This is a genomic window from Bartonella sp. AA16NXGY (genome assembly GCF_042197325.1).
Taxonomy (GTDB): Bacteria; Pseudomonadota; Alphaproteobacteria; order Rhizobiales; family Rhizobiaceae; genus Bartonella.
Genome location: NZ_JBHIRR010000003.1, coordinates 18,476 through 40,975 on the forward strand (window position 1 = coordinate 18,476; position 22,500 = coordinate 40,975).

At 36.9% G+C, this 22,500-nt stretch carries 23 protein-coding genes and 1 tRNA gene; 5 read left to right on the plus strand and 19 right to left on the minus strand.

Annotation, left to right across the window (positions count from 1 at the left end):
- Window positions 1-87: 87 nt before the first annotated feature.
- The 4 genes from ACFINK_RS02540 to folE form a co-directional block, all read right to left on the minus strand.
- Window positions 88-594: a hypothetical protein gene (locus ACFINK_RS02540; protein ID WP_015856440.1), complete on the minus strand. Its 507-nt coding sequence runs from the start codon at window positions 592-594 to the stop codon at window positions 88-90.
- Window positions 595-731: 137 nt separating this feature from the next.
- Window positions 732-1,904 carry an alpha/beta hydrolase gene (locus ACFINK_RS02545; RefSeq protein WP_375607121.1) on the minus strand — a complete coding sequence of 391 codons (1,173 nt, stop codon included), beginning with the start codon at window positions 1,902-1,904 and terminating at the stop codon, window positions 732-734.
- Between the two features lie 192 nt (window positions 1,905-2,096).
- Window positions 2,097-2,181 (minus strand) — tRNA-Leu (locus ACFINK_RS02550).
- Window positions 2,182-2,318: 137 nt separating this feature from the next.
- Window positions 2,319-2,930, minus strand: coding sequence for a GTP cyclohydrolase I FolE (folE, locus tag ACFINK_RS02555; RefSeq protein WP_375638197.1), 612 nt, complete (start codon window positions 2,928-2,930; stop codon window positions 2,319-2,321).
- A gap of 125 nt (window positions 2,931-3,055) precedes the next feature.
- Here folE and ACFINK_RS02560 point away from each other — a divergent pair, with 125 nt between their 5' ends.
- From ACFINK_RS02560 to thrS, 3 genes are all read left to right on the plus strand, one after another.
- On the plus strand, window positions 3,056-3,484 hold the full coding sequence (locus tag ACFINK_RS02560; RefSeq protein WP_375611578.1) for an iron-sulfur cluster assembly scaffold protein: 429 nt from the start codon (window positions 3,056-3,058) through the stop codon (window positions 3,482-3,484).
- Window positions 3,485-3,835 (plus strand): membrane protein insertion efficiency factor YidD, encoded by a 351-nt coding sequence (yidD, locus tag ACFINK_RS02565; protein ID WP_375607118.1) that lies wholly within the window; start codon window positions 3,485-3,487, stop codon window positions 3,833-3,835. It abuts the gene before it with no gap.
- Between the two features lie 111 nt (window positions 3,836-3,946).
- A complete protein-coding gene (gene thrS, locus ACFINK_RS02570; protein WP_375638198.1) occupies window positions 3,947-5,923 on the plus strand; it encodes a threonine--tRNA ligase in 1,977 nt (658 codons plus the stop codon).
- 1,035 nt (window positions 5,924-6,958) lie between these two features.
- On the opposite strand, the gene ACFINK_RS02575 is transcribed toward thrS, so the two are convergent.
- The 5 genes from ACFINK_RS02575 to ACFINK_RS02595 form a co-directional block, all read right to left on the minus strand.
- Window positions 6,959-7,462 (minus strand): MerR family transcriptional regulator, encoded by a 504-nt coding sequence (locus ACFINK_RS02575; protein WP_375607116.1) that lies wholly within the window; start codon window positions 7,460-7,462, stop codon window positions 6,959-6,961.
- A 196-nt stretch (window positions 7,463-7,658) separates the two neighbouring features.
- Window positions 7,659-7,973 carry an integration host factor subunit alpha gene (locus ACFINK_RS02580; protein ID WP_273791377.1) on the minus strand — a complete coding sequence of 105 codons (315 nt, stop codon included), beginning with the start codon at window positions 7,971-7,973 and terminating at the stop codon, window positions 7,659-7,661.
- 77 nt (window positions 7,974-8,050) lie between these two features.
- A complete protein-coding gene (locus ACFINK_RS02585) occupies window positions 8,051-9,025 on the minus strand; it encodes a beta-ketoacyl-ACP synthase III (RefSeq protein WP_375629381.1) in 975 nt (324 codons plus the stop codon).
- A 49-nt stretch (window positions 9,026-9,074) separates the two neighbouring features.
- Complete coding sequence (gene plsX / locus ACFINK_RS02590) at window positions 9,075-10,145, minus strand: phosphate acyltransferase PlsX (protein WP_375613059.1); 1,071 nt, start codon at window positions 10,143-10,145, stop codon at window positions 9,075-9,077.
- A 149-nt stretch (window positions 10,146-10,294) separates the two neighbouring features.
- Window positions 10,295-10,852 carry a YceD family protein gene (locus tag ACFINK_RS02595; RefSeq protein WP_375613060.1) on the minus strand — a complete coding sequence of 186 codons (558 nt, stop codon included), beginning with the start codon at window positions 10,850-10,852 and terminating at the stop codon, window positions 10,295-10,297.
- 221 nt (window positions 10,853-11,073) lie between these two features.
- Here ACFINK_RS02595 and ACFINK_RS02600 point away from each other — a divergent pair, with 221 nt between their 5' ends.
- The gene (locus ACFINK_RS02600; RefSeq protein WP_375607172.1) at window positions 11,074-11,553 is read left to right on the plus strand and encodes an outer membrane protein assembly factor BamE; all 480 of its coding nucleotides are present in this window, start codon (window positions 11,074-11,076) and stop codon (window positions 11,551-11,553) included.
- Window positions 11,554-11,628: 75 nt separating this feature from the next.
- Here ACFINK_RS02600 and nusB read toward each other — a convergent pair whose 3' ends face one another.
- The 6 genes from nusB to glyA all read right to left on the minus strand — a co-directional run bounded on the left by nusB (window position 11,629) and on the right by glyA (window position 16,168).
- Window positions 11,629-12,099, minus strand: a complete 471-nt coding sequence (gene nusB, locus ACFINK_RS02605; protein WP_015856452.1) for a transcription antitermination factor NusB — start codon at window positions 12,097-12,099, stop codon at window positions 11,629-11,631.
- Window positions 12,100-12,101: 2 nt separating this feature from the next.
- Window positions 12,102-12,557, minus strand: coding sequence for a 6,7-dimethyl-8-ribityllumazine synthase (locus tag ACFINK_RS02610; RefSeq protein WP_375611572.1), 456 nt, complete (start codon window positions 12,555-12,557; stop codon window positions 12,102-12,104).
- An 81-nt stretch (window positions 12,558-12,638) separates the two neighbouring features.
- Entirely contained in the window at window positions 12,639-13,256 is a 618-nt protein-coding gene (locus ACFINK_RS02615; protein WP_375613061.1) for a riboflavin synthase, read from the minus strand.
- On the minus strand, window positions 13,238-14,368 hold the full coding sequence (gene ribD, locus ACFINK_RS02620; protein ID WP_375611590.1) for a bifunctional diaminohydroxyphosphoribosylaminopyrimidine deaminase/5-amino-6-(5-phosphoribosylamino)uracil reductase RibD: 1,131 nt from the start codon (window positions 14,366-14,368) through the stop codon (window positions 13,238-13,240). Before ribD ends, ACFINK_RS02615 begins: the two co-directional genes overlap by 19 nt.
- Window positions 14,361-14,843 (minus strand): transcriptional regulator NrdR, encoded by a 483-nt coding sequence (nrdR, locus tag ACFINK_RS02625; RefSeq protein ID WP_375611570.1) that lies wholly within the window; start codon window positions 14,841-14,843, stop codon window positions 14,361-14,363. Before nrdR ends, ribD begins: the two co-directional genes overlap by 8 nt.
- Before the next feature lie 11 nt (window positions 14,844-14,854).
- Window positions 14,855-16,168 carry a serine hydroxymethyltransferase gene (glyA, locus tag ACFINK_RS02630; RefSeq protein ID WP_375638199.1) on the minus strand — a complete coding sequence of 438 codons (1,314 nt, stop codon included), beginning with the start codon at window positions 16,166-16,168 and terminating at the stop codon, window positions 14,855-14,857.
- 322 nt (window positions 16,169-16,490) lie between these two features.
- On the opposite strand from glyA, the gene argC reads away from it, so the two are divergent.
- Window positions 16,491-17,423 carry an N-acetyl-gamma-glutamyl-phosphate reductase gene (gene argC, locus ACFINK_RS02635; RefSeq protein ID WP_375638200.1) on the plus strand — a complete coding sequence of 311 codons (933 nt, stop codon included), beginning with the start codon at window positions 16,491-16,493 and terminating at the stop codon, window positions 17,421-17,423.
- 20 nt (window positions 17,424-17,443) lie between these two features.
- Here the strand turns inward: argC and ACFINK_RS02640 are convergent, their stop codons facing one another.
- The 4 genes from ACFINK_RS02640 to hfq form a co-directional block, all read right to left on the minus strand.
- Window positions 17,444-18,520, minus strand: coding sequence for a COX15/CtaA family protein (locus ACFINK_RS02640; RefSeq protein ID WP_375629412.1), 1,077 nt, complete (start codon window positions 18,518-18,520; stop codon window positions 17,444-17,446).
- A gap of 146 nt (window positions 18,521-18,666) precedes the next feature.
- Window positions 18,667-20,493: a hypothetical protein gene (locus ACFINK_RS02645; RefSeq protein ID WP_375638201.1), complete on the minus strand. Its 1,827-nt coding sequence runs from the start codon at window positions 20,491-20,493 to the stop codon at window positions 18,667-18,669.
- 144 nt (window positions 20,494-20,637) lie between these two features.
- Window positions 20,638-21,981, minus strand: a complete 1,344-nt coding sequence (hflX, locus tag ACFINK_RS02650; protein WP_375629395.1) for a GTPase HflX — start codon at window positions 21,979-21,981, stop codon at window positions 20,638-20,640.
- Window positions 21,982-22,034: 53 nt separating this feature from the next.
- A complete protein-coding gene (gene hfq, locus ACFINK_RS02655; RefSeq protein WP_005773461.1) occupies window positions 22,035-22,274 on the minus strand; it encodes an RNA chaperone Hfq in 240 nt (79 codons plus the stop codon).
- Window positions 22,275-22,500 lie beyond the last annotated feature (226 nt).

Below are 22,500 nucleotides of genomic sequence, written 5' to 3' on the forward strand. Positions count from 1 at the left end.
AATTTGCTTTAAAAAGGTTATAGCCTTCTATTTAACAGCGTTTTTGCTGTAAAATTCAAATTATCTATCTGCTCAACTAAAGAACTTTTATTGTTTAGCTTTTGTGCTTTTTTCAAAGAGATGTGGGCTTTCAAGAATAAGCTTTTCTCGTGCTTTTTGTAACTGTTTAATGACTTCATCAATCTTTGACGGAGAACAAAAAGATTCTTGGCTATTCAACAAATGCAGCCTCTCCTTTCCCTCATATAAACATTGCATCTGAGATTGAAGTATTCTAACTTCTTGAAAAAAAAGACGTCCTGTTTCCTTAAAACCATTATTAAGTGCAAAAAGTTGATCAGAAATGGATAGCAGAATTTGTTTTAAAAAACGCTCATTTTCTTGGCGTTTACGATATTCTAAAATAAGAGCATGGCTTATCTCATCTAACTGTTTTTTTGTAGAATCAATTTGACGCAATAAATTTGGTTTTTCCCCCATATCACCTTTTCTCACCTTCACAAGCATAGCATGAATGTCTAATAACTTAATTGCGGAATGAGACAAATAATCAACAACTGTAGGCGTATTAACATAGCGTTTCCGTGCAATCATCACAAACTCACCTAATGACTGTTTTTTACATTCATCCCGCTATTTATTTTTCATTTTACAAGACCATTCTAAAGAAAGTGCTAAAAAATATTACCTCCAATACATTATTCGATGGAGCCCCTTCTCTCTTTTCACGATCAACGTGGAATCCGTGGAGAGAGAAAACGTACAGGTGTATAAAGGATAAGATGTGTTGTTTTTTCCAACACACTACTACCATCAGCAAGAAGGGCTTGACTAGGTGACAATTCTGTACCTTGCATAATTGTGGAAGCCAAAGAACCTTCTCGAGAAAGAGCCATCAACGTTGGCGAAGATGCAAAGACATTGTGTGCTCCCCCATCCACATGAGAAAAATCAAGAACAGCTATTCCATTTTTACGCAACATTTCAATATCTGAGCCATCGCCCACACGATGATGTCCACCCGTAAGACGTCCTGAAACCGCAAGAGCTTTATCCGCTCTGGATACTAAAATAGCGGTTGGCTGCGGGAGTTTTTTTATATCATTAAGTTGTCGCTCAAATACATCAACATCAATATCTGGTGCAGCCATTAATAAACTTGTAATACGACGAATAGGCCTATATTTTCCCTGTAACGCTAACGTTCTAAATGCTTCCATTATAACAAAATTGCCCATAGAATGTGCAATAACCGAAATTTGATCAGCATTGGTTTCACTAATAAGTGTTAAAAGCTCTATCAATCCGTCACGGGCAAAATTAGCACTGTCACGATCATAAATATAAAGAGGAACTGATCCGGCCGAAGGCCAAGAATAATGCACAGCGACAACATTTAAAGAATAATCGTGTGTAAACTGTGCTGTACGAAATGTACCATCTGCAAAATTATTATTATACCCATGGATAAAAAGAAAAATTTCTCTTTTTCCTTTTGGCTTTTTTGCTAAAGCAGCATTTAATTGCTGTTTAAACTGTTCTTTATTATCGTATTTTTGCAATGCTACTGCTGCAAAATACTTATCATGCGTAGGTTTATAGGCATTTATTTCAACAACTCCCTTTACATGTTGCTGAGGAATTCCTACGTCAACACGATTATAATGAACTTTATTTGATCGCTCTGCACCATAAGGTTGAGCGTAATTATTTTGCATCATACGACTCGTTGCAACATACACTGGAACGATGGCTTTTGGAGAAACTGGTTTCCCTTCAACTTCCCTTTCTACGGCAGTCATAGAAGGTGTTGCATGCACCCCATGCCAAAGTACAGCACGTGAATCACTACACGCTGATAATAAAGAAATACAAATAAGAAGTGTTAAATATCTCAGAATCATTATACTTCTCACTGCAACTTCACCCCACCTTATAAAAATATAACATTTCAAATGCATAGATAAAGTAATAAAAAACGAAACATTATTGGCAACACACTAACAAATAACATACAAAAAGATTTTTCTATAATGCCTATAAATCCCCTCTCTCTAACATAACTTCATCTCACTATGGAGAGACTTACTGCGAACTGGTGCGGTCGAGAAGACTCGAACTTCCACGGGTTGCCCCACAGCGACCTCAACGCTGCGCGTCTACCAATTCCGCCACGACCGCACGTGGAAAGAAAAAACCTTGGTTTTTAGCCTTTAACAAATCATAAAGAAAGGTACAAGCCAATTTTCTTTTTCTCATAATTTATTTTATCCGGATGTTTTATAACTTAATAGAGATTACGAGAAATATGGGCTTTACTATGACCTTTGAACCATCATCATAAAATGTTCTTGTGCCGCTTGATCTTTTTCATAATAACCATGAAAGTTTTTTGTAATTGTTGTAGAGCCCTGTTTTTGGATTCCTCTCATAGCCATACACATGTGCTCAGCCTCAATCAATACTGCTATACCATGAGGCTTCAGATACGTTTTTAACGCGTGAGCCACTTGCGCTGTCATAGCTTCTTGAGTTTGTAAACGACGAGAAAAAATATCTACAACACGTACAATTTTTGAAAGACCAACAATTTTTGCATTAGGAAGATATGCTATGTGTGCTTTCCCAATAATTGGGATCATGTGATGCTCACAGTGTGAATAAAAAGGTATATTCTTTACGATTACGGCTTCATTGTATCCTGAAACCTCTTCAAAAACTGTACCTAAGGTTTCTTTAACCGATTGACTATAACCATTAAAAAGCTCGCGATATGCCTTGGCTATACGTTTTGGAGTATCTAAAAGCCCTTCTCTATTTGGATTTTCCCCTATCCATAAGAGTAATGTACGAATCGCTTCTTCCACCTTTTCAATACTCGGACGCTTTTCTTCAGATAAATTTGCGTCTTCTTTAACAACATTACGCATTCAAAAACTCCAAGCTTACTCTATACAAAGCATTTGCTCCATACCTATCTCATTTTGTATAATCTCTATATAAGCGAATTAAAAGTTTAAACAATCACGACTTTCAAAATTTCAGGCAATAGCGCATGATTGATACTATCTATAATGATAAAATACTTAAATATGCTGCACATATAGGCAAAATTGGGCGTCTTAATAATCCTGATGCAACATCAAGAAAACATGCACACCTTTGTGGTTCGACAATCACTGTAGATTTAAAAGTGGAAAATAGTATTATTACCGATTTTGCTCACGAAATACATGCATGTGTGCTAGGGCAAGCTTCAGCTTCACTTTTAGCATCTCATATCATCGGACAAACAACTCAAGATCTTAAAATATTGCGTGAAGTTATCTACCAAATGCTAACGCAAAATGGCCCTTCTCCTCAAGCTCCATTTGAGGATTTTTCTTGCTTACAGCCCATTAAAGACTATAAAGTGCGCCATGCAGCAACACTACTACCCTTTGATGCAACGATAGACTGCATTCAAAAAATTGAAGAAAAATAAATGTTCAAATCACAATCTAGACAAAAAAAGTTGACTCGGAATTACACAGGCACTTGGCAAAAAACACCCGGACGATTATTGGGTATTTTCTTAATACGGTTCTATCAAATAACACTTTCGAGCCTTATAGGCAATCAATGTCGCCATGCCCCGACTTGTTCAGAATATACATATGAAGCGATTGCACGCCATGGGCTTTGGGCTGGTGCATGGATGGGACTCTTTCGTATCATGCGTTGTGGGCCCTTTGGAACAGATGGCTTTGATCCAGTCCCTCCATCGCTTGGAAATTCTTGCTGTTTTTATAAACCTTGGCGTTACTGGAAAATTTCTGACAAACACAACAAATAATCCTTTTCTTTTTTCACATGTATTGATAAAAAATTAGTCTATAAGCTTTTTACTCAATTTTCACGAAACCATCCGCAATCGTTAGCGGAATTGGATTAAAAGGGTGTTTTTATGTCTTGCTCTATTTCTCTTTTTTTTCCCGATGGTTCAAAACGTAATTACCCCGCTGAAATGACAGGCTTGGAATTAGCAGAATCTATTTCTAAATCACTTGCAAAAAAAGCAGTCGCCTATAGTCTTGATGGTATCACGCGAGACTTATCGGATCCATTGGGACAATCTGGTCAAGTAGAGATTATTACCCGAGAAGATTCACGCGCTCTTGAGCTCATAAGGCATGATTGCGCCCATGTCCTTGCTGAAGCAGTGCAAGAGCTCTTTCCTGAAACGCAAGTAACAATAGGTCCTGTCATTGAGAACGGATTCTATTATGATTTTGCACGCCAACAACCTTTCACATTAGATGATCTCACCGTCATTGAAAAGAAAATGCGTGAAATTATCCAACGCAATAAACCTTTTAGAAAAGAAATTTGGTCTCATGAAAAAGCAAGAAAAGTTTTTTCTGAGAAAAAGGAATTTTATAAAGTTGAACTTATTGATAGCATTCCTGAAAATCAAGATTTAAAAATCTATTATCAAGGGGAGTGGTTTGATCTTTGTCGCGGACCGCACATGCAATCTACAGGGCAAATTGGGAATGCTTTCAAATTAATGAAAGTTGCAGGAGCTTATTGGCGTGGCGATGCCAATAATCCAATGCTCACGAGAATTTATGGAACAGCATTTGCAAATGAAAATGACTTAAAAGCCTACCTCCATATGCTAGAAGAAGCTGAAAAACGTGATCATCGCCGCTTGGGACGTGAAATGGACTTATTTCACTTTCAAGAAGAAGGGCCAGGAATGATTTTTTGGCACAAAAAAGGTTGGAAAATGTTCCAAAATTTGATCAGCTATATGCGTAGACGCCTTGATGATCATCAATATGCTGAAGTTAATGCACCACAAGTTCTCGATAGGTCACTCTGGGAAATATCTGGCCATTGGGGTTGGTATAAGGAGAATATGTTCAAAGTAATTTCAGCAGAAGAAGATTCAGATCATGGGAATGTTTATGCCCTTAAACCAATGAACTGCCCTGGTCATGTGCAAATTTTTAAACATGGTTTAAAATCTTATCGTGATTTGCCTATTAGACTTGCTGAATTTGGACTTGTTCATCGTTATGAGCCTTCAGGCTCTTTACATGGTCTTATGCGTGTGCGTGGTTTTACACAAGATGATGCGCATATTTTTTGTACTGATGAACAATTAGCCGATGAATGTCTCAGTATTAATGATCTTATTTTATCAACTTATGCCGATTTTGGTTTTAAAGAAATTAGTCTTAAGCTTTCAACCCGTCCAGAAAAACGAGTTGGATCTGATGCATTATGGGATCATGCAGAAAGTATCATGGAATCTGTCCTTAAAACGATTGAAACAAAATTTGCAGGACAAATCAAAACAAGCATCCTTCCAGGTGAAGGAGCATTTTATGGTCCAAAATTTGAATATACATTAAAGGATGCTATCGGTCGTGAATGGCAATGTGGAACAACACAAATAGACTTTAATCTCCCTGAACGTTTTGGTGCATTCTATATTGATAAAGATTCAGAAAAACGTCAGCCTGTTATGATCCACCGTGCTATTTTTGGATCAATGGAGCGTTTTCTTGGTATATTAATTGAAAATTTTGCTGGACATATGCCACTTTGGCTTGCTCCTGAACAAATTGTTGTTGCAACAATTACATCCGAAGCAAATGAATATGCCCAAAAAATAACAGCAAAACTTAAAGCTGTTGGGCTTTCCGCAACAATAGATCTCCGCAATGAAAAAATTAACTATAAAATACGAGAACATTCTTTACAAAAAGTCCCCGTAATTTTGGTATGTGGCAAACGTGAAGCTGAAACAAACAGCGTAAATATGCGCCGCTTAGGAAGTACAAATCAAACCCTTTTATCTGTAGAAGATGTGATTAAACAACTCTCAAATGAAGCAACACCTCCAGATTTGCAACGTGTAATAAATGCATAATATCACGGAAGATGGTAATACGTTAATTTTTTACTATAAATTTTCAGTTTTTGTACAAAATGAAATAATTTGATATTGTAGTGTGTTTTTGTTTCATGCACAATGACCTGTCACCAGAAAGAATAACGTGCTCTTTCTCTACAAGGTGGATTGGTGAAAAAGTTGAATATAAGCTATGAGCTGTTTAAATGCAAAAATCATAGACAATTGAATATTAATAATAACATTAATCTTTTACCTTTATAATGAAAAAATTCTGCTATTATCATGGATAGATCATTACAATAATTATAGAAACATCAAGCAAGAAAACTGAAAACAAGATTATATTTATTAATAAAAAATATGTAAAATTAGCTGAACAATGATATTTCTTATTCGTAAGATAAGCCCTTATAAAAAGGACAAGATATTGATTTATAATGATAATATATCGTTATTCATATTAAATAAGGTTTCGAATATCATAGGCTTCTCTTATTTTTAATATGTTTATGTTGAATCTATCAAAATCATTTGCTTGCACGAAACAAGCGGAATGAGTGCGTGGATAAAAATTATTGAGAAAGGACTTTTAAAATGCCTACAATGAACCGCCTAAAGTGCTAAGAATTGTTGCAGTCATTGAGAACAGGCTATAATTATAATGATGATGCCGACTTGAACCTTCATAAGTATAAAAATAACGGTACTCAACGAGTTTACCATTAATCATTCACGAGGCATTATGGTAAAATAAGATTAAGAAGCCTTAAGAAACATCTCTTTAAAACAAGCACATGAATTGGTAAGCTAATGGCATTCTACATCCCGCAATCTACACTGATGAGATATTGCCTTAATTTTTATAAAGCCAAATCAAAAAAAATGGCAAAACTCAGCGTTTATTCTTTCTCTTCTTCATGTTTTACCAAATGAAAAACTCGTTAAATATACACATACGATATATGACTACTCGTTGAACGTATAAAATTCTGTGCACATCCATAAAACATCTAAATATCTACGAAACACATATAAAATAAAAAAATATTATTATCGTGCTCTATCAAGAACACGCTTACATTCAATGAGTTCAAACAGAATTTCTTGTAACAATGCTTTATCAGTTTTATCTTTGTAAAGATTCACAGAACCGACAGATGTTTCTCCCTCATTCCTCATGAAACTCAAAAGCCCAAAAGAAGATTTCTTAGGCTTATTGCTAGCATTTTCAGAAGTTTGTCCTGCATGTTTCTTCTCTATGACCACATTCATAGCATCAAGATCACCATTACCCAATGCAGTCACAAAAGCAACACCATTTTCTTTCAAAAGGCGTTGCACACCTTTTATCGTATAACCCTGATCATATAGTAACTGCTTAATACCATTGAGCAAATCAACATCGACCGGACGATAATAGCGCCTTCCTCCCCCACGTTTCATTGGTTTAATCTGCCTAAAACGTGTTTCCCAAAATCTTAAGACATGCTGCGGAAGCTCCAATAACTCCGCTACTTCGCTAATTGTGCGAAAAGCATCAGAGCTTTTATCCATTTTGTAACACCTTATTTAAAACAAAATAAATTACTTCACAATGACTCATTCTGTCTCAATTTCTCAACAAGATTAGTCAAAAATAAGACCATCATTGATACCTTACTCACCAGTCTTTTTCTAAAAAATAAAGACCCTTATTTTATACATTTCTTTAACAAATACCAAACATACCATGGCATTTATTTATGAGATATCATTTTTTCTGTTTTGCACGATGCGAATCTAAAATTCTCTGTTTAAGGACATTGGCAGCCTTAAACGTCACAACACGTCGCGGCGGAATCGGTGCTTCAACACCTGTTTTTGGATTGCGTCCAACACGTTCATTTTTACTGCGAACCTGAAAAGTTGCAAAAGAAGATAATTTAACCGCTTCACCTCTTACAAGTGAGTTGCAAATCTCATCCAAAACCAATTCGACTAAAGCTGCTGATTCAGTATGTGACAAGCCCACTCTTTTACAAACTACGCTCGCTAAATCTGCACGCGTTACTGTCTTACTTGTCATTATAACCACCTATTAAAATATTAAAAATTACAAAATGACTTATACGTTTTCTTGAAATATGGTCAAGTAGCCATAATTTACCAACGAATAAGAATTGCTCCCCATGTAAATCCACCTCCCATGGCTTCTAACATGATAAGATCTCCTTCTTTTATTTTTCCATCGCAAACAGCTGTTGTTAAAGCCAACGGAACTGATGCAGCAGACGTATTACCATGTTGATCAACGGTAATCACAACTTTATCTAGTGAAATTCCCAGCTTTTTAGCAGATGCTTCAATAATGCGCTTATTAGCCTGATGAGGTACAAACCAATCTAGTTGTGAAGAATCCATACCTGCAGCTGCAAAACAATCATCAACCACATCCGTTATCATACCAACAGCATATTTAAAAACTTCTCGTCCTTCCATACGCAAATAGCCTGTCGTTTGTGTTGTTGAAGGTCCACCATCAACATATAGCTTATCTATATAAGCACCATTAGAGCGCAATTTCGCAGACAATATACCACGCTCAAAAGCAATATCACCCTCAGTTTCTAGTGCTTCCAAAATAACAGCACCAGCACCATCACCAAACAAAACACATGTCGTACGATCTTCCCAATCTAAAATTCGAGAAAATGTATCGGATCCAATAACTAAAATTCTTTTAGCCCCTCCACACCGTAAATAAGAATCTCCTGTTGTTAAAGCAAAAATAAAACCAGAGCAAACAGCTTGAATATCAAAAGCAAATCCATGGCTCATTCCCAAAGCATGCTGAATTTCAACAGCAGAAGCAGGAAAAGTACGATTCGGGGTGGACGTTGCTAAAATAATACAATCGATGTCTTTTATTGTTAAACCAGCATTTGTAAGTGCTGCTTGCGCAGCCTCAACTCCTAAAGAAACAGTTGTTTCATTTTCACTGGCAATATAACGTTGGCGTATTCCTGTACGCTGAACAATCCATGAATCTGACGTTTCAACAAACTTTGCAATCTCATCATTTGATAAACTTCTTTTCGGCAAAGCACTTCCTACACCACGTATAATTGACCGAATCATTCAGCTCTTACCTTTTCTTCAAATTTTTTATTTCTATTATAAGAGCTTATCATAAGGACTCTCCATTCATCACCGCTTCATCTTCTTGGTCAAAAAGTGTTGCTTTATTTTCATGAAATCGCCGTAAATCAGCCGTTATTTTTTGTAAAAGTCCATTATTAACCATTTTATAACCAACGCGGATAGCAGAAGCAAAGCCATTAGCATTAGCACTGCCATGACTTTTTATAACAACACCATTCAAACCTAAAAGAACTCCTCCATTCACCCTATCAGGATCCATTTTATGTTTCAGTATACGAAAAGCACCCCGTGATAAAAAATAACCAAGAGATGTTAAAAAAGAACTGCGCATTGCAGAGTTTAAAATCTCTCCTATCTGTCGCGCGGTTCCTTCTGCGGTTTTTAAAGCAATATTACCAGAAAACCCCTCTGTCACAACAACATCGACTGTTCCTTTTCCAATGTCATTGCCCTCAACAAATCCTTTATATTCCAATCCTTCTAATTGCACTTCACGCAATATCATTCCTGCTTTTTTTATTTCATAAAGTCCTTTAACCTCTTCCACCCCCACATTTAAAAGCCCAACACTTGGTCTTTCAGTGTGATATAAAGCGCGAAACATACCTGCTCCCATAACCGCCAAATCAACCAACTGACTAGCAGAGGCACCAATTGTTGCTCCAATATCTAAAACAATACTCTCACTGCGCAGTGTTGGCCAGATACCCGCAATACCAGGACGTTCAGCCTCTGCAAGCATTTTCAAACAAAAATAAGACATGGCCATGAGTGCACCCGTATTACCAGCAGAAATGCAAGCATCAGCTTCACCATTTTTTACCGCTTCAATGGCGTACCACATTGATGATTTACCACGTCCATTACGAAGTGCTTGGCTTGGCTTTTCATCCATGCGTGTATAACTTTCTGTAGGGCAAAAGCGCGATACAGAATCCAAACAGGGATATTTTTTTAAAACCGGACGAACAGCCTCCTCTACTCCATAAAATAGAAAATAAATATTTGATAAATATTTTTGTACAATTGCTGCTCCTGCAATAGCTGCTTCTGGACCGTAATCACCGCCCATGACATCCACAGAAATTCTAATCACGCTTGCATATCCCACATCTTTTCATTTACATCTTTAAATACATATTATGATTTTTGGCTCCTGAATACTCACACAGCACATCTTGCGAAAATCGCTCCGCAGAAAATACCGTTTAGCATACAATAGATATTTTTTGTATGTTTCTACAATCACTTCCAATTTTTCAAAACAGAAAATGGAGAGAATTTTCGCTCTGCTTCTTCTAAATTTTCACCCATATTCATCTTTATCCCTTCTTTACGTGGATAATGATTAATAGACAACTCAAAAAACTCTTCCATGATTGCGCCAATATCAATTTTATCATCATAAAACACTTCAGGAGTATCAAGCCCCCCCACATCTAAAAACAATTCCCCTGTATCCTCTGATATTTGGGGCTTCATCAAATTTGAATCTTCAGGAACAAAAACAACCTCAATATTTTCACAAAGGATATTTTCTAATGGTTCCAATGTAACAACACATAACTGTAGTATACGCGCTTGCAACAGACCTTTTATACGCACTCCGCGTTTTTTCCACGGGAAAATATGGAATTTTCCCTCACAAGATTTTACTTCAATTAAATCATGGTTCTGGGCTAAATGTGTACATTCTTTTTTGTTTGCACAAAAATGAACCCTTATACCTTTAGCAGGTAGAGAACGTACAGATATTGGATAAGCCAAAGCAAATGTCATTTGAGGAACATTTTGAACATTCATTGACAACTCCCAAACATAAAAACGCGTAAAGCACTATGTTTTTATTTATCTCAAGTATTTATGCATTTTTTTCTTTTCTAAAGAAATTCTATATGGCATAATTTGCTTTATAACAGGGAAACTCAGTGTAAGCTACGGTAGATTAAGTTAAAATTAGAAAAAACTTGAGGTTGCCTTCTTGTCCTACATCTCAGTATAAAAAGGAGATACCATTGTTTCAAATGCCTCACATAATAGCCTTAATCAAACGTAAATTATTGATTGGTCTATCAATAGCAAGCATAGGAATGCTTGCTGGGTGTAGCCTTCTTGATTCTTCAGGTTCGAGCCAAATTTATAGAGAGGGCTATGTTCTTGATAAAAATGCTCTAAGTTCTATCTCTATTGGCTCAAGTCAAGAGCAAGTTCTTTTAACTTTAGGGACCCCTTCATTAAAAACAAAATATGATAATGAAGTTTTTTATTACATCTCACAGACACGTTATCGTGGGATGCAGTTTATGAAAACAAAGATTATTGATCGCAAAGTTTTAGCCATTTACTTCAATAAAAATAATCAGGTTGCAAAAGTTGCAAATTACGGATTACAAGACGGTCAAGTATTTGATTTTATTACACAAACAACGCCAACTGTAACGAAAGAACATCCTTTCTTAATTCAAATTATAAAAGGCCCTGCGAATTTGCCACCCCATAACTAAATTATATAGTCTGCATACCGTTTCAATATTATAGGTCTGATAATATCAGATCTATAATAGGGGGATTTGTAACTCTTAGAGGCGAACTTTTTTTGCCATACTGTCAAGAACTGCATTAACAAGTTTTGGCTCATCACCTTCAAAAAACGCCTTTGCTATGTCAACATACTCATTCATGACAACCGCAACGGGAACATCTTTACGGTTGATCAACTCCCATAAACCTGCTCGTAAAATTGCTCGCAATATAGAATCAAGACGTGAAAGAGACCACTCTGCAGAAAGCTGTTGATGAAGCAGCGGATCAAGCTGCTTTTGATCTTTTACAACACCCGTTATAATAGCCAAAAACCATTGAAAATCAGCTTCAAGATATTGATCTCCATCAATATCTTTTCCCAAACGATAAGCCTCATACTCAGCTGCCGTTTCCATCACCCCCGAACCCACGATATCCATTTGATAGAGTGCTTGAACTGCAGCGAGTCTTGCTGCTCCACGTTTATTGGCTGAACGCGGAAAATGTCTGCTTTTTATATCAGCCATATTTAACGATTATCTCCAAATCTCTTTTTTAGAGCGATCATACATAAAGCAGCTTCAGCCGCAAAACCACCTTTATTTTTATCATCTAGTTTTGCACGCACCCATGCTTGTTCTTCGTTTTCAACAGTCAAAATACCATTTCCAATAGCCAAGTGCTGATGAACAGTTAAATCCATCAATGCACGACAAGAATCATTAGCAACAATTTCAAAGTGATATGTTTCACCCCGAATAACACAACCAAGAGCAACATAACCATCATACGATATCTTGTTTTGTTCAGCAAAAGCTATTGCACTTGGTATTTCTAATGCTCCAGGAACCGTTACAACATCATAACTTGCTTCAGCTTTTTGCAAAGTATTCACTGCACCTCTCAAAAGTGCATCAGAAATCCCCTCATAAAAACGTGCCTCAACAATCAATACGTGAGGCTTTTTACCTATCTCTTTCATCATAATGGAATTCCACAAAAAACGAATCAAAAAAATCAAAGTTATAAAGTATAAAATTCTGAAAACGATCAATAGAGTGTTGGTTTATTCATCTTCTCTTTTTAAAGCAAAAAGTTTTGCAGCATAACGAGCAAGTTGATCAATTTCCAAATTGACCCGATCTCCAATTTTAGCTTGTCCCCACGTTGTCATTTCAAGTGTATGGCGAATAATAAGAACATCAAAAACACAATCCTCAACACCATTAACAGTCAAAGATGTCCCATTAAGTGCAATAGATCCCTTATTAACAATGAAAGGCATAAATTGTCTTGAAACTTTTAAATAAAAGCGAATTGCATCCCCTTCATTTTTTTGATCAATGATTTCAGCCAAACCATCAATATGACCAGAAACTAAATGTCCTCCCATTTCATCACCCAATCGAAGCGAACGTTCCAAATTAACAAAAGTTCCTTTTATCCATTGTGCAAGATTCGTTAAACGTAATGTTTCTTCCCACGCCTCGACAACAAACCAATTGGAATCTTCTTGCTTTAATCCTCGCTCTACAATTGTCAGACAAATTCCTGAACAAGCAATTGACGCCCCAATTGCTAAGCTTTCTATAGCATAGCGGGTAGAAATCTTTAAACGCATCCCCTGCTTTAAAGGTTGAACATCTTCAACACAACCAATATCCGTTATAATTCCTGTGAACATAATGTCTTACGTCTCCACTTATAAAAACGGTCATTTCCAAACATTCTTGTCTCAATCTCATGAAACTGCGAGAGATAATTTCCAAAATGAGGGGCTTCAATACGATTTTTGCCTAAAACAATGGGGGTATGAAAACATATCAAATGATCAACACAACCAGCATTCAAAAATTTTTCCCCTGTCTTGACACCCCCTTCCAATAAAACACTATTAATCCCATGTTTATAAAGCATCTGTAAAAGAGCAAAGGGTTCTACACAACCATTGTTCATCTCGACCGAATAAACAGACACACCATATTGCTCCAATGCATTTTTTTTGCTTTTCTTTGAAATATCCACATCACAAATAACCCATGTAGGAATTTTTATGGCTGTTTGGACAACTTTTGCATCAAGGGGGATAGATAAATCTGCATCCAAAATAATACGAATTGGTGAGCGCATCTCCATCCCTGGCAAGCGGCAATTGAGTTGTGGATCATCTGCTAATATAGTACCAATACCAACGAGGATAGCATTATTTTGAGCACGTAGAATATGCGTATGGGCATGAGAAAGTGTTCCACTAATTTTTACGCTGCCCTTCTCTCTTTTTCCAACACCATTATCGGCAGAAATTGCCATTTTAAAAGTGACCGCACAGCGTTGTATCTTCCTTATGCACCAATGCGTCCATAAGGATTCAAAAGCCTCTTCAGCTAAAATGCCCTCAACCACTTCAATACCCGCCGCTCGCAAAAGAGCAATACCATGACCATCAACACGCTTGTCACAATCAGTCAGCGCAATAACAACTCGAGAAACACCTGAATCAATAAGCGCATTCACACACGGCGAAGTTTTTCCATAATGCGCACAAGGTTCTAAAGTAACATAAGCAGTCGCTCCTTGAGCCAAAGAACCTGCCATGTGTAAAGCTTGCACTTCCGCATGAGGACTCCCATGAATAGCTGTTACGCCATAGCCAACAATAAAAGCCCCCACAGCACCATTATCGTTTCGCACAATTAACGTACCAACGGAAGGATTCTCACCTGTAAGACCGACATGACGTTCTGCTAAACGAATAGCTGCAGCCATAAACCGTTCATCTTGCACTTTTTTATTCATCAAAACGAGATTCTGTATCCGCGATACCCTTTGACAATTCATCTATAACATCGTGAAAATCGCTTGCATTACGAAAATCTCGATACACAGAAGCAAAACGAATATAAGCAATATCATCAATTCTTTTCAATGCTTCCATCACAAGATGCCCAATTTTTTCTGAAGAAATCTCTGGTTCTCCCAAACTTTCAAGCTGGCGTACAATGCCAGAAATTGCTCGTTCAATATGATCGGGATCAATATTGCGCTTACGTACAGCCACATCAACTGATCGCATTAACTTATCACGATCGAAGGGTTCACATCGTCCACTTTTTTTAGCAACCAAGAGCTCACGCAACTGAACACGTTCAAAAGTTGTAAAACGACCACCACAAACGGAACACACACGGCGGCGGCGAATCACTGCCCCCTCTTCTGCTGGACGAGAGTCTTTGACCTGTGTATCCTCATATTGGCAGTAAGGACAGCGCATCCTTTGTATCCTTAACGAGTGGTAAGATAAGAGTAAAGAGGAAATTGATTCGTTATATCTTTTACCTTTTTCTCAACAGCCATTTCAACGGCATGATTATCTTCATCACTTTTTGCACTCCGAAGACCATCAAGAACTTCTGAAATCAGATGACCAACTTGAATAAACTCTTTTTCTAAAAAACCACGCGTCGTGGCAGCAGGTGATCCCAAACGAATTCCCGATGTTATAGATGGCGTTTCAGAATCAAAAGGAATGCCATTTTTATTGCAGGTAATATGAGCGCGTCCCAAAGCCAATTCAGCACATTTACCTGTTAGATTTTTGGAACGTAAATCAACCAACAACAAATGATTATCTGTACCACCAGAAACAATATTAAAACCATTACCCTGTAATGTTTTTGCTAAAGTTTTCGCATTAGCGACAACATTGGCACTGTAACTCTTGAAAGAGGGACGCAAAGCCTCCTCAAACGCAACAGCCTTTGCGGCAATCACATGCATTAAAGGACCACCCTGAAGACCAGGAAAAATTGCAGAATTAATTTTTCTGGATAAAGCCTCATCATTTGTCAATATTAAACCACCACGAGGACCTCGAAGCGACTTATGTGTTGTTGTTGTTACAATATGCGCATGTGGAACAGGTGAAGGATGCACGCCACCAGCAACAAGACCAGCAATATGAGACATATCAACAAGTAAATGAGCACCGATTTCATCTGCAATTTCACGGAATCGTTTCCAATCCCATAGCCGTGGATAAGATGAGCCCCCTGCTATAATAAGTTTTGGCTTACGTTCTTTTGCAAGCTGCTCAACCTCATCCATATCAATAATCTGATCTTCTTGACGCACACCATAGGAAACAACATCAAACCATTTTCCTGACATATTAACAGGTGAACCATGCGTAAGGTGACCTCCAGCATTTAAATCCAACCCCATAAATGTGTCACCAGGCTGAAGTAAAGCTAAAAAGACAGCTTGATTCATTTGGCTACCAGAATTAGGCTGTACATTCGCAAACGCAGCACCGAAAAGCTGTTTTGCCCTTTCAATAGCTAAATCTTCAACGACATCAACAAATTGACACCCACCATAGTAGCGCTTTCTTGGATAACCTTCTGCATACTTATTGGTTAAAACAGACCCTTGCGCTTCAAGGACCGCTCTTGAAACAATATTCTCTGAAGCAATCAGCTCAATTTCATGTTGTTGACGCTCAAACTCCCCTCTAATTGCGTCAAAAATTGCACCATCAACAGTTTGTAAATTATCATTAAAAAAGCGCTTTTGTGCGTCATTTTCTTGCTGAGTCATAAAACACATTCCTAACATAAAAAAATAAAGTCAAAGAACGATAACACAGCAAACCATGCAAACCAAACATTTTAAACTACTTACACTCAAAAATAATGAGGCAAATATTTATCTTATTCTTTGTTATAAAAACAGCGAAAAACTTTCCTCTCGAGAATAGTAAAAAATGAGATTACATTTCTTTTTTTACACTCTTATTTGTTTACACCTTTTACAAAAAATATCTATAATCTAAAGAAATTCAATAATTTAATGATTAAAAATAATTTATAATGTGAAAAGCTGAATATAATAGGCAAAGTTAATACGAAGGCAAATAAAAATGCTAACCAAAGTTTTTATTGATGGTGAACATGGCACAACCGGACTACAAATACAAAAACGCTTAGAAAGGCGTACAGATTTAAAACTACTCTCTCTTGCTCATAAAGATCGCCATAATGTTCATCTGCGACAAGACTATCTTAATCAAGCCGATATTGCTATTTTGTGTCTTCCAGATGATGCTGCACGCGAAACGGTTCATTGGCTTCAAAAAAATAAAAACATTAGGATTATTGATAGCTCGACAGCCCACCGTGTTGCACCAGACTGGGTTTACGGTTTTCCTGAAATGACAGCAGGACAAAGAAAGCGCATCCAAGCAGCATATTATATAACCAATCCCGGATGCTATCCTACCGGTGCCATTAGTTTGATTCGCCCACTCCGTGAAGCAGGACTGCTAGACGCCGATTATCCCATCTCGATTAATGCAATCTCCGGCTATACCGGTGGTGGAAAACAGTTGATTTTACAAATGGAAAATCAATCTCAACAAAATATTCAGGACAATTATTTTATCTATGGTCTTAATCTTGAACACAAACATGTGCCAGAAATTAAAATCTATGGACAAATCAATCAACCCCCAGTTTTTATACCAAGTGTGGGTCGTTTTCCCCAAGGAATGATTGTGAATCTTCCTCTGCATCGCCATTTATTCACAAAATCAGCAAACTGTTCTGATTTGCGCGAAATTCTCGCAAACCATTACGATGGACAAAATACCATTTTAGTTGCATCACAAGAAGAAACTGCTTCACTTCAAAGACTTAATCCAGAGTGTTTAGCCAATAAAGATGGTATGAAACTGTTCGTATTTGGAAATGATCGTGAAGGTATTTTTAATCTCAGCGCCATATTCGATAATTTAGGAAAAGGCGCATCAGCTGCAGCTATCCAAAACCTCGATTTAATGCTTTCAAGCGACTAAACCTCCCTACCCACAAACTTTTATTCAACAACGCGATAAGCCCCTTTTGTTGCTCGCCAATGTGCAACAACAAAACACAACACGACTAATGCCATACTTTGATGAATGAGCCCCAAACTTATCGGAACCTCATGTAACAGTGTTAAGATACCCAAGACTGCTTGGATAATAATCATAACACAGATAAGAAATGCACGACGAGAATGAGTTGAATGTGGAGCATTTTTTTGTACATAGAAAGCATGAATAGCCGAGGCAATCAATAAAAAATAAGCAAAAAACCGATGAATAAATTGAACCATTAAGGAATTTTCGAATAAATTGAGCCAAACAGGACGATGCTGCAACAATCCATCAGGAATAATCTGCCCATCCATAAGGGGCCATGTATTATAGACTTTTCCAGCATGAAGCCCTGCAACCAAAGCTCCGAAATAAATCTCTATCAAGACGAGAATAACAAGCCATGCCGCAAAATATTGCACCTTTTTATTTGCTGGTTTTTCTGAATATTCTGCAAGCCCTCGAGATAAATAAGTAACAAAAACAATAACAAAACATGCCGTTATAAGATGAAATGCCAAACGATATTGGCTCACACTTGTTAAATTACTTTGCCCAATCCCTGAAGCAACCATCCACCAACCAATAAAGCCTTGAAAGGCGATAAGAATAGGTACAACAATAAGCGGGAGTAAGATATTTTTTTCAACACGCTTAGTCGCCCAAAACCAAATGAGCCCCAATAAAGCGACAAGACCAACAAGACGCCCAAGAACACGATGCGCCCATTCCCACCAAAAAATGACCTTAAAAGCACTTAAGGTCATATCAGGATTAAGCAGCTTATATTGTGCTATTTGTTGATATTTTAAAAATTCCTCTTGCCATTGATCCTCACCAATCGGTGGAATAACGCCGTGTATTGGCTTCCATTCCGTTATAGATAATCCTGATCCCGTCAAACGAGTAGCGCCACCTACTAAGACAATTGCCAAACAAAGCAATAAAATAGAGTAAAGCCACACCTGTATATGTTTTCTATTTTCCTTTTGCACAGGCGTTAAAATGCTATTGTTTAATCTCTTTACTGCCATCTCTGATTGCCCCACGCTTCTCTCCAACTAAAATGCATTTTAAAATTTAAACATTAACTCTTTGTCTATTTTAGTATGTACTACAACTTTAGCAAAAAACAAGCGTACCACTATAACATGCGATACATATTTCTTTTTTACGAAGCTTATGATGCTACAACGCGATAAACAGTCTTTGGAAAGCTGTCTACCATACGCATCATCCATTCTTGTTTATTAAGAACAGTATTACAAATATAATAGTCTGTTAGCTCTGCAAATTGCTCAAACCCATATTTGGGTTCGCTTGCCATCTCTAGGATGATAAAATCATATTCTTTTTTAAATTCTTGTAATATATGAAAAATATCATTTGAAAAATCTTGTGCTGAAATAGCACTTGTTAACCCCTGAGGAAGAATATCAACCCCCGTATCATAATCACGGTAAATAACATCATGCAACTTGGCATTGCCCGTTAAAATATCACTCAGTCCGCGATGTGGGCCTATGACTTTCTCTATTTGTTGACCAGAAATATCGACCAACAAAATTGTTTTGTTCTCTTTTGTGAGATGAAGTGAAAGCTTTGCCGCTGTCCGTGCAGCTTCTGGTCCAATGATTGAAATAATGGTTGAAGCACGCCATTTCAAAACATCAGATAATCCCTCTATCGTAATAAAAGCTTCAAAATTTTTCATTTCTTGAGAGACTAAAATACTCTCATTCTTCTTAAGATCATTTTCTTTTGATCTCAAATCCTCTTCTGAGATTTGGTCTTTTTTCCTTTTAAAGCACGGATAGAATAACAATATTCCTAGCAAAAGAGTAAGGAAACTGACCAATGCACTCACAAGAATATTTTTTCCATAAAGAGCCATAAAAGAAATTGGTGCTAACGTTGTTGGCGTGACCACGTGGATATTTGTATTTTGTAAGAGAAGAGGATCATCACTCAATCTCCGATATGAATCAATAATTTTTTCTCTTCGTTGAGCAGACTTGCTCATCGCTTCATTTTGGGCATCGACTGCTACTTTTATTTTATTTTCAAACTCGTTAAATATTTCATTCAAAGATTGGGATTGATCTTTTACAAAAAAGTTCATTCTTTTTTTGAGCTGTTTTTCTAATTCCGTTGCAATAACCTCATCTGAATGAACTTGATAAACGATTTGTAAAATTTTATTTTTTAATTGATGAGAAACTGTCTCTAATTCTGCAGTCATCGCTTTAATTTGAGGATGTGTCCACCCTAATTGCACAGCCATATGTGCTCTTTGTGTTTCCAAGAGATCACGTTTAGATTCCAGAGCAGCAATTGCTGAATTGCCTGCAATAAACGATAAAGACAGTAAAGACTGCCCATTTTCACGCATCATGTTAATCGTTGAATTCAAACTTGTTAAATGAATACGCTTTAAAGTTGCTTGCGTTAATTGCATCGAAAGATCATGAAGCTCTGTTTGTTTTACACCACGCTGAATAAAAGAATCAATAGATTTACGAAATTCCTGCACGATATTAAGGATTGCAATATTATCATATTGTTTGTCTTCTAATTTATCATTTAACAAGAATTGTTTCTGTTTTATGATTGCTTGTGAAAATGCGGAAAACCAAGTTTCCAACCCACGTTGAGCTGCTTCAAGTGTCTCGGCTTCAAAAGTAAGATCGATAAAATCACCATGACGCGATAAACGGATATTTTCATGATTTTTTTTCTTATAAGAAGCACTTAAAGAAAAATTCGAATCATTGAAGAACATAGGCTGTGAAAACAAAAAGGCGATAACATTGTCTTTCTTTTTAATTGGTAATGGCTTTCCTACAGAATCAGATAATGAAAATGTTAAAGTTGCTTGGTAACCACGAGGCTGGACAAAATAATACAACCAAATCAAAGATACACATAGCATTTGTAATAGCAAAACAATCAAAATGCTTCGCCATACGGTACGTACGAATAGTCTTTTATTACATGTAAGACTCATCTTTATTTTAACCAGCAAAATACTTCTTCATATTGTTTTATTAAGAGAAAGTAGTAACTATCCTCTTAACTTGCTGTCATATTATTTTGAGATAATAAAAATATAAAATTTAAGAACAAATGTTCAAAAATAGCTTTAAAGAACTTAATTCATATTTTTTTTGAGGCTCTCTAGTTGTTTTTTTGCTTCAGAAGTAACAACCGCTCTAATGGTAATAGACCCATCATCATGCCCTTCTTGCACTATTTCCGCAGAGTTTTCATAAAACCAATCAATAAGCGACATTTCATGAGGTTGTAAAAGATATTCAATGCTTTGCACCTCTCCAAAAATTCGCTTTTCAATGGCTCTTAATAATTGATCGAGTCCATCCCCCTTAAGTGCTGATACCATGAGAGCAGGATTTAATCGCGTCTTTGCGCTTGTTTGTAAAACATTCAATGCTTGCTCATCTAACATATCAATCTTATTCCAAACTTCTATGATATGCTCCATATCATCAATATCGATATCAAGACTTGAAAGCACTTCTAAAACATCTTGGGCATGTGCTCGATGATCAAGATCTGACATATCTCTTATATGAAGAATGAGATCCGCTTCAACCACTTCTTCAAGGGTTGCTCTAAAAGCTGCAATCAAATTCGTTGGCAAGTTAGAAATAAACCCTACAGTATCAGACAAAAGAACAGTTTTTCCATGGGGAAGCACAACTTTGCGCAAAGTCGGGTCAAGCGTTGCAAATAACATATTCTTTGCTAAAACATCTGCACCGCTTAAACGGTTAAAGAGAGTTGACTTTCCTGTATTCGTATATCCTACCAGTGCCACAACAGGATAAGATGTTTTTTTCCTTTTTGCTCTATGAAGTGCACGTGTTTTAATAACCGTTTGCAATTCGCGGCGAATACGAATAATTTTTTCTTGTAAAAGACGCCTATCTGCTTCAATTTGCGTCTCACCAGGTCCACCTAGGAAGCCACGCCCCCCCCGTTGCCTTTCCAAGTGCGTCCAACTCCGCACAAGCCTCCCTTTTTGATAGGACAAGTGCGCTAACTCTACTTGCAAAACTCCTTCTTTTGTTCGTGCACGGTCCCCAAAAATTTCAAGAATCAAAGCCGTTCTATCGATAACTTTGCAATTCCACAATTTTTCTAAATTACGCTGCTGTACTGGCGTTAAAAAGTGATCTACAATCGCAAGCTCAATAGAATATTCATCTATATAACAGGTTAACGCATCTACTTTACCTTTTCCAAAGAGAGTCGCAGAGCGAGGCGTTGCAATATTAATCGTTTCATAATTAACAACTTCTAACCTTATAGCACGTGCTAACCCCAATGATTCTTTAACACGAGAAGATATAGAACACTCTCTCAAAGAGCTTTCACTTCTATTTTCTTGAAAAATCGGTATCAAAACAAGTGCGCGCACCTGTCCTGTATTCTGCGAAAATACCCCTCCTAATCTCTCATTTTCATTTATCATAGCAATCTAAGTACTTTTAAATGGGATAAGAGGTCTATCTTAAAATGATATGTTTACTCAGGACTTTCACCCTCAAACATCTGTACAGGCTGTCCAGGCATAATCGTAGAAATAGCATGCTTATAAACCAATTGCGCGTGTCCATCTCGGCGCAAAAGAACACAAAAATTATCAAATGAAGTTACAATACCCGTGAGTTTAACGCCATTGACAAGAAAAATTGTAAGGGAAATTTTTTGCTTACGCACCGTATTTAAAAACACATCTTGCAGGTGTTGTGATCGCTCTGCCATTATTCTTACACCTTTATCTAGATTGCATAAAATATTCGTGCATGCATATCGACTGAAAAATATCCAATTGTCAACGTAGAAGCTTAAAAATTCAGCAACAAACAACTGAAATTAGAGAAAAAACAGCTCTTTAAGACAATAATAAAGTACAACTTACGAAAAGCTATATTAAATTAAAAATTTTTCCACGTTTACTTTTTTATGAGCTTACAATTCAAAGGCATAC

Bases quoted from the DNA above. Each gene is read 5' to 3' on its own strand.
- ACFINK_RS02540 (WP_015856440.1), bottom strand. From the start codon at position 594: ATGATTGCACGGAAACGCTATGTTAATACGCCTACAGTTGTTGATTAT.
- ACFINK_RS02545 (WP_375607121.1), bottom strand. From the start codon at position 1,904: ATGATTCTGAGATATTTAACACTTCTTATTTGTATTTCTTTATTATCA.
- folE (WP_375638197.1), bottom strand. From the start codon at position 2,930: ATGCGTAATGTTGTTAAAGAAGACGCAAATTTATCTGAAGAAAAGCGT.
- ACFINK_RS02560 (WP_375611578.1), top strand. From the start codon at position 3,056: ATGATTGATACTATCTATAATGATAAAATACTTAAATATGCTGCACAT.
- yidD (WP_375607118.1), top strand. From the start codon at position 3,485: ATGTTCAAATCACAATCTAGACAAAAAAAGTTGACTCGGAATTACACA.
- thrS (WP_375638198.1), top strand. From the start codon at position 3,947: ATGTCTTGCTCTATTTCTCTTTTTTTTCCCGATGGTTCAAAACGTAAT.
- ACFINK_RS02575 (WP_375607116.1), bottom strand. From the start codon at position 7,462: ATGGATAAAAGCTCTGATGCTTTTCGCACAATTAGCGAAGTAGCGGAG.
- ACFINK_RS02580 (WP_273791377.1), bottom strand. From the start codon at position 7,973: ATGACAAGTAAGACAGTAACGCGTGCAGATTTAGCGAGCGTAGTTTGT.
- ACFINK_RS02585 (WP_375629381.1), bottom strand. From the start codon at position 9,025: ATGATTCGGTCAATTATACGTGGTGTAGGAAGTGCTTTGCCGAAAAGA.
- ACFINK_RS02595 (WP_375613060.1), bottom strand. From the start codon at position 10,852: ATGAATGTTCAAAATGTTCCTCAAATGACATTTGCTTTGGCTTATCCA.
- ACFINK_RS02600 (WP_375607172.1), top strand. From the start codon at position 11,074: ATGCCTCACATAATAGCCTTAATCAAACGTAAATTATTGATTGGTCTA.
- nusB (WP_015856452.1), bottom strand. From the start codon at position 12,099: ATGGCTGATATAAAAAGCAGACATTTTCCGCGTTCAGCCAATAAACGT.
- ACFINK_RS02610 (WP_375611572.1), bottom strand. From the start codon at position 12,557: ATGATGAAAGAGATAGGTAAAAAGCCTCACGTATTGATTGTTGAGGCA.
- ACFINK_RS02615 (WP_375613061.1), bottom strand. From the start codon at position 13,256: ATGTTCACAGGAATTATAACGGATATTGGTTGTGTTGAAGATGTTCAA.
- ribD (WP_375611590.1), bottom strand. From the start codon at position 14,368: ATGAATAAAAAAGTGCAAGATGAACGGTTTATGGCTGCAGCTATTCGT.
- nrdR (WP_375611570.1), bottom strand. From the start codon at position 14,843: ATGCGCTGTCCTTACTGCCAATATGAGGATACACAGGTCAAAGACTCT.
- glyA (WP_375638199.1), bottom strand. From the start codon at position 16,168: ATGACTCAGCAAGAAAATGACGCACAAAAGCGCTTTTTTAATGATAAT.
- argC (WP_375638200.1), top strand. From the start codon at position 16,491: ATGCTAACCAAAGTTTTTATTGATGGTGAACATGGCACAACCGGACTA.
- ACFINK_RS02640 (WP_375629412.1), bottom strand. From the start codon at position 18,520: ATGGCAGTAAAGAGATTAAACAATAGCATTTTAACGCCTGTGCAAAAG.
- ACFINK_RS02645 (WP_375638201.1), bottom strand. From the start codon at position 20,493: ATGAGTCTTACATGTAATAAAAGACTATTCGTACGTACCGTATGGCGA.
- hflX (WP_375629395.1), bottom strand. From the start codon at position 21,981: ATGATAAATGAAAATGAGAGATTAGGAGGGGTATTTTCGCAGAATACA.
- hfq (WP_005773461.1), bottom strand. From the start codon at position 22,274: ATGGCAGAGCGATCACAACACCTGCAAGATGTGTTTTTAAATACGGTG.